The 9,542-nt window shown below is 70.8% G+C and carries 9 protein-coding genes; 1 reads left to right on the top strand and 8 read right to left on the bottom strand.

All coding sequences use genetic code 11. The annotated features are described in order from the left end of the window. The 8 genes from ACTWQE_RS25535 to ACTWQE_RS25500 form a co-directional block, all read right to left on the bottom strand. The coding region (locus tag ACTWQE_RS25535; RefSeq protein WP_443331388.1) for a biotin carboxylase N-terminal domain-containing protein at window positions 1-125 on the bottom strand (125 nt) is incomplete at its 3' end. A 17-nt stretch (window positions 126-142) separates the two neighbouring features. Further along, complete coding sequence (locus tag ACTWQE_RS25530) at window positions 143-364, bottom strand: acyl-CoA carboxylase epsilon subunit (RefSeq protein ID WP_443331384.1); 222 nt, start codon at window positions 362-364, stop codon at window positions 143-145. Beyond that, a complete protein-coding gene (locus tag ACTWQE_RS25525) occupies window positions 361-1,998 on the bottom strand; it encodes an acyl-CoA carboxylase subunit beta (RefSeq protein WP_443331383.1) in 1,638 nt (545 codons plus the stop codon). The genes ACTWQE_RS25530 and ACTWQE_RS25525 overlap by 4 nt, the downstream gene beginning before the upstream one ends. Window positions 1,999-2,429: 431 nt before the next feature. Further along, on the bottom strand, window positions 2,430-3,392 hold the full coding sequence (locus tag ACTWQE_RS25520) for an aromatase/cyclase (protein ID WP_443331382.1): 963 nt from the start codon (window positions 3,390-3,392) through the stop codon (window positions 2,430-2,432). A gap of 13 nt (window positions 3,393-3,405) precedes the next feature. Beyond that, window positions 3,406-4,197, bottom strand: coding sequence for a 3-oxoacyl-ACP reductase FabG (gene fabG / locus ACTWQE_RS25515; RefSeq protein WP_443331381.1), 792 nt, complete (start codon window positions 4,195-4,197; stop codon window positions 3,406-3,408). Window positions 4,198-4,272: 75 nt separating this feature from the next. Beyond that, window positions 4,273-4,536, bottom strand: a complete 264-nt coding sequence (locus tag ACTWQE_RS25510) for an acyl carrier protein (RefSeq protein WP_443331380.1) — start codon at window positions 4,534-4,536, stop codon at window positions 4,273-4,275. Window positions 4,537-4,686: 150 nt separating this feature from the next. Next, entirely contained in the window at window positions 4,687-5,928 is a 1,242-nt protein-coding gene (locus ACTWQE_RS25505) for a ketosynthase chain-length factor (protein WP_443331379.1), read from the bottom strand. Then, the gene (locus ACTWQE_RS25500; RefSeq protein WP_443331378.1) at window positions 5,925-7,259 is read right to left on the bottom strand and encodes a beta-ketoacyl-[acyl-carrier-protein] synthase family protein; all 1,335 of its coding nucleotides are present in this window, start codon (window positions 7,257-7,259) and stop codon (window positions 5,925-5,927) included. The genes ACTWQE_RS25505 and ACTWQE_RS25500 overlap by 4 nt, the downstream gene beginning before the upstream one ends. Window positions 7,260-7,883: 624 nt before the next feature. On the opposite strand from ACTWQE_RS25500, the gene ACTWQE_RS25495 reads away from it, so the two are divergent. Next, window positions 7,884-9,479, top strand: a complete 1,596-nt coding sequence (locus ACTWQE_RS25495; protein WP_443331377.1) for an alpha/beta fold hydrolase — start codon at window positions 7,884-7,886, stop codon at window positions 9,477-9,479. Window positions 9,480-9,542: the final 63 nt, after the last annotated feature.

Genomic DNA, 9,542 nt, shown 5'->3' with positions numbered 1-9,542 from the left:
CGGACGTGCAGTGCGTCCCGGTCCGGATCGGCGTACACCGCGACCGATCCGATCCCGGCATCCCCGCAGGCACGGGCAACGCGGACAGCGATTTCGCCACGGTTGGCGATGAGCACCTTGCGCACGACGGCTCCCCTTCGACTCATGATGCACCCCTCCAGGAAATCACGGGGACAGCCGCCGTACGGGGCGGATGACGCTCCCACTCCGCCCTTTCGGTGCGGCTCCCGGCCACCTCGCCGAGCCCCGCACCCCGCTGTGCCACTGCCACCAGCACCGCGACCAGCGCGGCGACCTCCTCGCGGTCCGGATTGCCGTGGAGCACCCGGAACTCCGGGAACTCCGCTGTCGGTTCGACGGTCACAGCGGGGGGTTCCCATGCTTACGGGAGGGCAGGTCCGTATGCTTGGCGCGCAGCATCGCCAAGGAGCGGATCAGCACGGCACGCGTCTCACGCGGGTCGATGACATCGTCCACCAGACCGCGTTCGGCCGCGTAGAACGGGTGCATCAACTCGGTCCGGTACTCCTTGATCTTCTGTTCGCGTACGGCCTCGGGGTCGTCGGAGGCGGCGATCTCGCGACGGAAGATCACATTGGCCGCGCCCTCCGCGCCCATCACCGCGATCTCGTTCGTGGGCCAGGCCAGGGAGAGGTCCGCGCCGATGGAGCGGGAGTCCATGACGATGTACGCACCGCCGTAGGCCTTGCGCACGACGACCGAGATCCGCGGCACGGTGGCGTTGCAGTACGCGTACAGCAGTTTCGCGCCGTGCCGGATGATCCCGCCGTGCTCCTGGCCCACTCCCGGCAGGAAGCCCGGCACATCCACCAGCGTGACCAGCGGAATGTTGAACGCATCGCAGAACTGCACGAAGCGTGAGGCCTTCTCGCTCGCCGGAATGTCCAGCACGCCCGCGAGGGAGGCGGGTTGGTTGGCGACGATGCCCACCACCCGGCCGCCGAGCCGGGCGAGTGCGCAGACCACATTGGTCGCCCAGGCGGGCTGCACCTCGAAGTACTCACCGTCGTCGACGAGCTGCTCGATGACCGCGGTCATGTCATAGGCGCGCTGGGGGTCGGCGGGGACCAGATCCAGCAGGCCCTCGACACGGCGGTCCGCGGGGTCCTCGCACGGCTCGACGGGTGGGAGCTCACGGTTGTTGGACGGCAGCAGGGACAGCAGGAAGCGCACGTCCTCCAGGCAGGAGGCCTCGTCGTCGTAGGCGAAGTGGGCCACGCCCGAGGTGGAGGCGTGGACATCGGCACCGCCCAGGCCATTGTGCGTCACCTGCTCACCGGTCACCGCCTGCACCACGTCCGGGCCGGTGATGAACATCTGTGCGGTCTCGCGGACCATGAAGACGAAGTCCGTCAGCGCCGGGGAGTACGCCGCGCCGCCCGCGCACGGCCCGAGTATCACACTGATCTGCGGGATGACCCCGGAGGCACGGGTGTTGCGCTCGAAGATGCCGCCGTAGCCGGCGAGCGCGGTCACCCCTTCCTGGATCCGCGCCCCGGCCCCGTCGTTCAGGCTGACCAGGGGCGCGCCCGCCTCCACCGCCAGATCCATGATCTTGTGGATCTTCGCGGCATGGGCCTCACCGAGCGCCCCGCCGAAGATCCGGAAGTCATGGGCGTAGACGAACACCGTACGGCCGTGCACGGTGCCCCACCCGGTCACCACCCCGTCCGAGTACGGACGTCGCCGTTCCAGCCCGAAGGTGGTCGCCCGGTGCCGGCGGAGCGACTCGATCTCGGTGAACGACCCCTCGTCCAGCAGCAGATCTATCCGCTCGAGCGGAGTCAGCTTGTTCCGGGCGTGCTGGCGCTGTGTGGCGCTGGGGTCGGGTCCTTCCCGGGCCGACTCCTTGACGGCACTCAGCTCGTCCAGGCGTTCGTGTGCCGTCCGCTCCTGCGGGCCGGCGGGTACGGGCGCGCGGGCCGGGCCGGGCGACGCCGGGGGGATGTCGGAGGTGATCTGTTCAGCAGTACGCACGGTGTTTCCCTTCGGTCGGCTGGACGGCTGGCTGTGGCGTGGCGAGGTCCGTACGTGGCGCACGCGAGCACGGATCCCTGAGGCTCCGGCTCCTCGGGCCCCGGAGGTGCGACGGCCCGGTGGGCCACAGCTCGGACCGTCCGGCCGCGGCCGGCGGCGGTCCGCCTCGGCGGTGGCCCCGGCCCCGGCACCGCCGCCGACCAGGGCCCGGATGCCGGAGCCCCCGGCCCCCGGCGCGAACGCCCGGCTCTGCGCCGGGCCGCCGAAGCCGTAGGGCGCCCGGAGCCGCAGGACCGCGGGCACCTCGGCCGTGCTCGCCGCCGCTTCGGCGGCGACGCCGCACCGGTGCCCCGGCTGGGCGCGGACGGTGCCATGACGTACGCCAACGGGGCCGGACGGTGGGACGGCGGCGGTGGCGGTCGGGCCCCGGGTCAGACCCGGCTGCGGGCCGTGCGCTCGGCCTCGCGGTCCTCGGCGAACGCCTTGGCGTGTTCCAGCGTGATCCTGCTGTTGGTGCTGAGCGCGGTACGGGCGAACTCACGGGCGTCGGCCACCGTCGCACCCTCACCGAGCACCCCGGCCACCGCCTCGGGCCTGATGACGACCGTGTGCTGGGACGTCACCGAAACGCCGCCGCGTGCGGCCGCCACGGTCCACACGCCGGTGTGGGCGGTCATCAGCGGCGGCACCACCGTCTGCTTGTAGACGATGCGCTTCGCGTCGCCGTCCAGGCACACCCGGACCGACGAGGTCGTGTGCCGGGAGCCGTCGGCGGTGACCGTGTCCATCTCCATGATCTGCACGCCTGGTTCGTCCTCCCGCAGCGCCATCCGGGAGACGTGCGGCAGCCGGTCGGGCCAGTCCTGGGCCCGGCGGAGGAAGTCGTACACATCGCTCGGCTCGCCGTGCACGAGAACCGTGTCCTCGAAGGAGAGCGTCAGCTCCTCCCGCTCCGCGGCCCGCTCCGCGAGGGCCTTGATGTTCGCGAGCTCGGTACGGCTGTTGCGGTCGGTCACCTCGTCGATCCAGGCGAGGTCCTGGGGAGCGTCGCCCACGGCACGGTAGCTGTGCCGGAGGACGACCTCGGTCCCGCCGTCCGGAAGCGGTTTCATGATCCAGGAGCCGCCCATGGCGGCGATCGGCGGCTGCGACACCTCCTGCCGGAAGGTGATGCGCAGGGCTTCGCGGTCCAGTTCGCGCCGGGAGGTCCAGCTCTTCACCTCCGCTCCGGCGACCGCCCAGATCCTGAAGCGCTCCGTGCCCTCGCCGCGCTCCAGCTGCTCGACGTGCACGGTGGGGTGGAAGTGGACGGGCCACTGGGCGGTGTCGGCGATGATGCCGTACACGGTCTCGGGCGGGGCGGCCACGGTGATGGTGTGCTCCACGTCCTTCATGTCCGCGGTCCTTTCAGTAGTTGCCGAGGCCGCCGCAGACATTGAGTGCCTGTGCGGTGATGGAGGAGGCGAGGTCGGTGACCAGATAGCCGACCAGGCCGGCGACTTCCTGCGGGGTCGAGTAACGGCCGAGCGGGATCTTGGTGTTGAACTTGTCGAGCACGGCCTGCTCGTCCGTGTCCCAGATCCGCGCGTAGTTGGTGCGCACCTGCTGCGCCATCGGCGTCTCGACATAGCCGGGGCACACGGCGTTGACGGTGATCCCCGTCGGGGCCAGCTCGAGGCCGAGCGCCTTGGTGAACCCGATGACTCCGTGCTTGGAGGCGGAGTACGGCGCCCCGAGGACGACGCCCTGCTTGCCGCCCGTGGAGGCGATGTTGATGATCCGGCCGCGGTCCTTCTCGCGCATGCCGCCGGTGGTCAGCACCTCGCGCGTCATGAGGAAGACGCCGTGGAGGTTGGTGTCGATGACGTCGTACCAGGTGTCGTCCGACAGCTCGGCGGTCACTCCGCCACCGCTGCGGCCCGCGTTGTTGACGAGGACGTCGATCGTGCCGTACTGCTCCACCGCCGCCGCGACACAGCGTGCGACGTCCTCCCCGGAGCGTACGTCGCAGCGCATGCCGTCGACGGTGAGGCCACGTCCGCGCAGCTCCTTGATCGTGACGGCCAGGTCCTCCTCGTGCCGTGCGCAGATGAAGACCTTCGCCCCGCGCTCGGCCAGGCTCTCGGTGACGGCGAGGCCGATACCGCTGGTTCCGCCGGTGACGATCACCGTGTCCGTGCTGGTGCTCTCGTGCGCCATGGTGTTTTCCTCCTGCTCATCGGGTCGGGGGACCTCCGGTCCGGCTCCGGGGAGCCGGACCGGAGGAAGAGCGGATCAGGCCGGTGAAGCAACGGTTTCGTTGGCCAGGGCCAGGAACAGCCGGGGGGTGCCGGCCTCGCCGACGGCGTCGTCGGAGAGCTTCACGCCGAGCTTGCGCTCGACGGCCCCGGCGGCTTCGAGGAGGGCGAGCGAGTCATAGCCGAGGTCGGCGAAGGGGACGTCCAGGATGTCGCCCTCGAGATTGACGCTCTCGTCCTCGCCCGCGCACTCGCGCATGATCCGGGTCAGGTCCTCGAGGGTCAGTGCGGTTGTCGTCATGTCTTCCGTCCTCGCTTCGGTTTCCGGTACTGGTCCGGAGTCGGATGTCGGATGTCGGGCGTCAGCTCGGGTACGTGCCGGCCTCGGCGGGCCGGCCTGGACCGGGGCCGTCGGGCGTCGGGCGTCGGGCGTCGGGCGTCGGGCGTCGGATCAGGCGTCGGTGACGGGAGCGCGCAGCACCGCGGCCGCGTTGAATCCCCCGTGCCCCCGCGCGACCACCAGCGCGGTGCGCACGGGCAGCGCGCGGGCGGTGTCCCTGACCAGGTCGATGGGGCAGTCGTCGGCCAGGTCCGGTACGTGCAGGGTGGGCGGGACCATCGAGTCGCGCATGGCCAGCAGCGCCGCCGCCACATCGAGGGAGGCCGCTCCGGAGTACAGACGGCCGGTCATCGTCTTGGGCGCGGTCACGGGCACCGCGCGCGGGCCGAACACCGCCGCCAGCGCCGCCGCCTCGGCCCGGTCGAGCTCGCGCGTCCCGGCGGCGTCCGCGAACACCACATCGATCTCCTCGGCGGAAGCCCCGGCGTCGGCCAGCGCCAGCTCGATGGCGCGGCGCAGCACGGGCCCCCGCCCGGAGTCCGGCGGCGGGTCGAACGTCGCCCCGTATCCGGCGACCGTGCCGTAGCTCCGCGCGCCTCGTTCCCGGGCCGCCGCCTCGTCCTCCAGTACCAGGATCGCGCCGCCCTCGCCCGGCACATGACCGTCCGCGTCGGCGTCGAAGGGCGCGTACGCACGGTCGGGATCGGTCTTCCGGGTGAGCCGGCCGGTGGTGTTCTGCGAGACCAGCCCCCAGGGGGACAGCGAGGCGTCCACCCCGCCGGACATGACCAGGGGGATGCCCTTCCGTACGTGCCGCCGCCCGTGGCCCAGCGCGTCCAGGCCGCCCGCCTGGTCCGTCACCAGCACGCCGCTGGGGCCGCGCATCCCGTGGCGTATGGAGATCTGGCCGGTGTTGACCGCGTAGAACCAGGCGAACGACTGGTACGCGCTCACATATTCGGGGCCCTTGCTCCACAGCTTCTGCAGCTCGTTCTGCGCGAACTCGAAGCCTCCGGAGGCGCTGGCCGTCACCACGCCCATGCCGAACTCCGCGAGCCGCGCCGGGTCCACCCCGGCGTCGGCCAGCGCCCAGTCCGAGGCGGCGAGAGCCATCTGGGTCATCCGGTCGGTCTGCGGGATCATCCTGCTGGACAGGTGCTCGGACGCGATGAAGTCGAGGACCTCTCCGGCGAGCGGTGACGGATAGCTGCTGGGGTCGTAGCGGCTGATCAGGCCCACGCCGCTGATCCCCTTCAGCGTGGCCGTCCAGTACTCCTCGGTGCCCAGACCGTTCGGCGCGACGACACCGAGTCCCGTCACCACGGTCGTGGTCGCACGGCCCGTGCCGGTCATGCGGCGCTCCTCTCCGCGGGGCGGGTGAGCACCATGGCGCTCTGGAACCCTCCGAAGCCGCTGCCCACGGTCAGCACGGTGTCCAGCCGCTGCTCGCGTGCCACGTGAGGTACGTAGTCGAGGTCGCACTCGGGGTCGGGGGTGTGCAGATTCGCGGTGGGCGGCACCACTCCGTACTCGATGGCCAGCGCGCACGCGGCGATCTCGATGGAGCCGATCGCGCCGAGCGAGTGACCGATCATCGACTTGATGGAGCTGACCGGGACGCGGCGTGCGTGCTCGCCGAGACTGCGCTTGAAGGCGGCGGTCTCGTGGCGGTCGTTCTGCTTGGTGCCGGAGCCGTGCGCGTTGATGTACGCCACGTCCTCCGGGTTCATCCGCGCCTCGTCCAGTGCCGCTTCGATGGCGACGGCCATCTCCCTGCCGTCCGGCCGGAGTCCGGTCATATGGAAGGCATTGCACCGGGAGGCGTAGCCGCCGATCTCGGCGTAGATGTGCGCCCCGCGCCGCCGGGCGTTCTCGTACTCCTCCAGCACGAACACCGCGGCGCCCTCGCCGAGGACGAAGCCGTTACGGCTCTGGTCGAACGGCCGGGAGGCGTGTGCGGCGTCGTCATTGCGCGGAGTGGTGGCCTTGATGGCGTCGAAGCAGGCCACCGCGATCGGGGAGATCGGGGCGTCGGTCGCGCCGGCCACCATGATGTCGGCGGAGCCCTCGGCGATCAGCTCGCGGGCGTAGCCGACCGAGTCGAGCCCGGAGGTGCAGCCGGCCGAGACGACCGAGGCCGGGCCCTCCGCTCCCACCGTCCAGGCGACTTCGGCGGCGATGCTGCTGGGGACGAAGTGCCCGTACAGGTGGGGCACTCCGTAGGAGTCGTCGACCAGCCAGGTACGGCCGCTGTCGCTGAGGACGACGTACTCCTCCTCCAGCCCCATGGTGGCCCCGACCGCGCTGCCGATGGTCACTCCGGTGCGGGCGGGATCCAGGCCGCTCAGATCGAGGCCGCTGTCCTGTACGGCCTCCCGGGCGGTGACCACCGCGAACTGGGTCGCACGGTCCATCCGGCGGATCTGGCGGGGCGTCAACCCCTCGAGCAGGGGGTCGAAGGAGCACTCCGCCGCCACCTGGGAGCGGTACGGGGCGGGGTCGAAGAAGGAGATGCGCCCGGTCGCGGTGCGGCCGGAGGTGATGAGCTCCCAGAAAGCCTTGGTCCCGGTGCCGCCGGGGGCCATGACACCGATTCCGGTGATGACCACACGGCGTGGGGCCGCAGGTGCTCGCCCTGGGTCGGCTGTGCGCCTGGCGTCCACGGCTGGGTCCGTCGCTGACATGTTCGCTGCCTTTCCTCGGTCGTTCTGCGGCACGGCCGCGGTGGATGCCGGTGCGCCGGAGAGATGCGTACGGGAGCGACCGTCGAGCGGTGGGGGGAGCCGCTGTCGGCGGAGGCTCGACGGGCCGCGAGCGACCCGGGGGGACAGTGCGGGTCGCCCGCCGACGGCCGGACGCACGGCGTGCCTTCCAGTCGCCGGGCTTCCTCGTCCTTGCTGTTCGGTGCCTGCTGGCCGCCGGGGGCCCGGCGGCGCCGGTGGAACCACGGTCTTGTCGCGGACGCACCGCGCTCCGTGGTCGTCGGTCACCTCCTGGCCCGGGACGGCCGGATCGGCTGGGGGCAGACGCTGTCGAGCCCGCCTCAAGGACCGCTCAAGGCTCGGACAAGGAGGTATCCGGCCAGTTTCCAGAGGGCTTCCGACCTGCGCCGCGATGTCCTTGACTGCCCTTCAAGTCCTCTTTGAGCCCGGCATACCAGCGTCCGGGTGTCGCCCCGCCGCTGCCGGGAGCGCAGGACGCATACGGCGCCCTCGTCCGCCGGCTCGCCGCAGGAGCGAATGCCGACCGGGACCCCCATCGACGTCACGTGAGGACCTGAGATGAGCACTCGAACGACATCCGAAAAGATGAGCTCCATTGTCAACACCGTCGTCATCGACGCCTCGGTGGACCGTGTCTGGCGCGCGTGCACCGACATCGAGCGCTGGCCGCTCATCTTCCCCACCACCCTCGCTGTCCACCGCACCGAGGTCGGGGCTGACGAGGTCATCATGGACATGAAGGTCGCCAACGAGCTGGGCGAGAACGACGTCCGCTCACACCGCTGGTACCGGCCCGCTGAGCACCGGATCGACTTCCGGATGGTGACGCTCCCGCCGAGCATCTCCGCGATGGAGGGCAACTGGATCGTCGAGCCCTCCGGAACCGGCGCCCGGCTCGTCGTCGTCCACGACTTCGTACCGCGGCAGAGCGGGCCGGAGAGCACCGCGCAGCTCTCCCGCTCACTGTTCACCACGACCGAGAACGTCCTGACCGCACTCAAGGAGTGGCTCGAGGACGGCCAGGACATCGCGGCGGGTGACACGGACGCCGACGGTCTGCGTGACGCCTGGGGGCCGCGGACGGCGGAGAACGGCATCTCGGCGGAGACGTTCGAGAACTGCGAGCTGTTCTTCAGCCGGCTCGGGCTGGCAGGGCTCGACTGGGGCGACATCACCATGGTGCTCAAGGACCTGCGCAAGGAGAGCACCCATGAGGACTGGTCCGACTGGCACCGGCGGTGGTCCGCGCTCGGGGTGCACTACGAGGGCCGCGCGGCGGAGTCCTTCGCGGCCGGTCATCTGGAGACCGGCCGTATCGCCAACCAGAAGGCCGCCGCCTGCCACCACTACGCGGAGTTCTTCTACTTCGACGACCCGCAGGCCAAGCAGACGAGCCGGGACCGGGTCACCGAGGTCTTCCTGCGCGGCATCCCGTATCTGCACGAGGTCGTGATCCCGCTCACCATTGCCCACGACGGGGATGACCTGCCCGGGTACATCATGACGCCGCGCGGCGAGGGCCCCTGGCCGTTCGTGGTGCTCATCAACGGGCTCGACTCGGCCAAGGAGGTCGAACTCTACGCCTTCGCCCGCGAGTTCATCGCGCGCGGCATGGGCGTGGTGGTCTTCGACGGTCCGGGCCAGGGAGTGCACATCGGCAGGAAGCCGATGGTCACCGACTTCGAGCGGGTGGTCGCCTCCGTGATGGCGCAGGTGGTGGAGCGGCCGGAGGTGGACGAGAACCGCGTGGGGATCTTCGGTGTGAGCTTCGGCGGCTACCTCGCCGCACGCGCCGCCGCCACCGTCCCCGGCTTCCGGGCGTGCGTCAACCTCTCCGGCGGCTTCGACCTCGACAACTACGACGACGTCAACCTGATGGTGAAGAAGGACTTCCGGTTCGTCTTCGACGCGGCCGACGACACCGCCATGGGGGAGCTCGCCCGGACGTCGATCAATCTGCGGGGCATTCCGCCGCTGAAGATTCCGCTGCTCGCCATCCACGGCGAGCTCGACACGATCATCCCGATGGAGTCCTGCGAGCGGATGCTGGAGTGGGCGGCCGGGGAGACCGAGCTGATCCGCTATCCGCGGGAGCGCCACGTCGCGACCAACTACTTCGGTGACTTCATCCCGCGCTTCAGCGACTGGATGGCCGAGCAGCTCGACGTGGTGCGGCGCTGACACCAGCGGTACGCCGCCCGCACCACCCCGCGCCGTGACCCTCCGCCCCGCCGCCGGCCTCGC

The organism is Streptomyces sp. 8N706 (genome assembly GCF_052245415.1).
In the GTDB taxonomy this organism is placed as follows: domain Bacteria; phylum Actinomycetota; class Actinomycetes; order Streptomycetales; family Streptomycetaceae; genus Streptomyces.
This window is presented reverse-complemented; position numbering and strand designations above follow the sequence as displayed.

Bases quoted from the DNA above. Each gene is read 5' to 3' on its own strand.
- ACTWQE_RS25520 (WP_443331382.1), bottom strand. From the start codon at position 3,392: ATGAAGGACGTGGAGCACACCATCACCGTGGCCGCCCCGCCCGAGACC.
- fabG (WP_443331381.1), bottom strand. From the start codon at position 4,197: ATGGCGCACGAGAGCACCAGCACGGACACGGTGATCGTCACCGGCGGA.
- ACTWQE_RS25510 (WP_443331380.1), bottom strand. From the start codon at position 4,536: ATGACGACAACCGCACTGACCCTCGAGGACCTGACCCGGATCATGCGC.
- ACTWQE_RS25505 (WP_443331379.1), bottom strand. From the start codon at position 5,928: ATGACCGGCACGGGCCGTGCGACCACGACCGTGGTGACGGGACTCGGT.
- ACTWQE_RS25500 (WP_443331378.1), bottom strand. From the start codon at position 7,259: ATGTCAGCGACGGACCCAGCCGTGGACGCCAGGCGCACAGCCGACCCA.
- ACTWQE_RS25495 (WP_443331377.1), top strand. From the start codon at position 7,884: ATGAGCTCCATTGTCAACACCGTCGTCATCGACGCCTCGGTGGACCGT.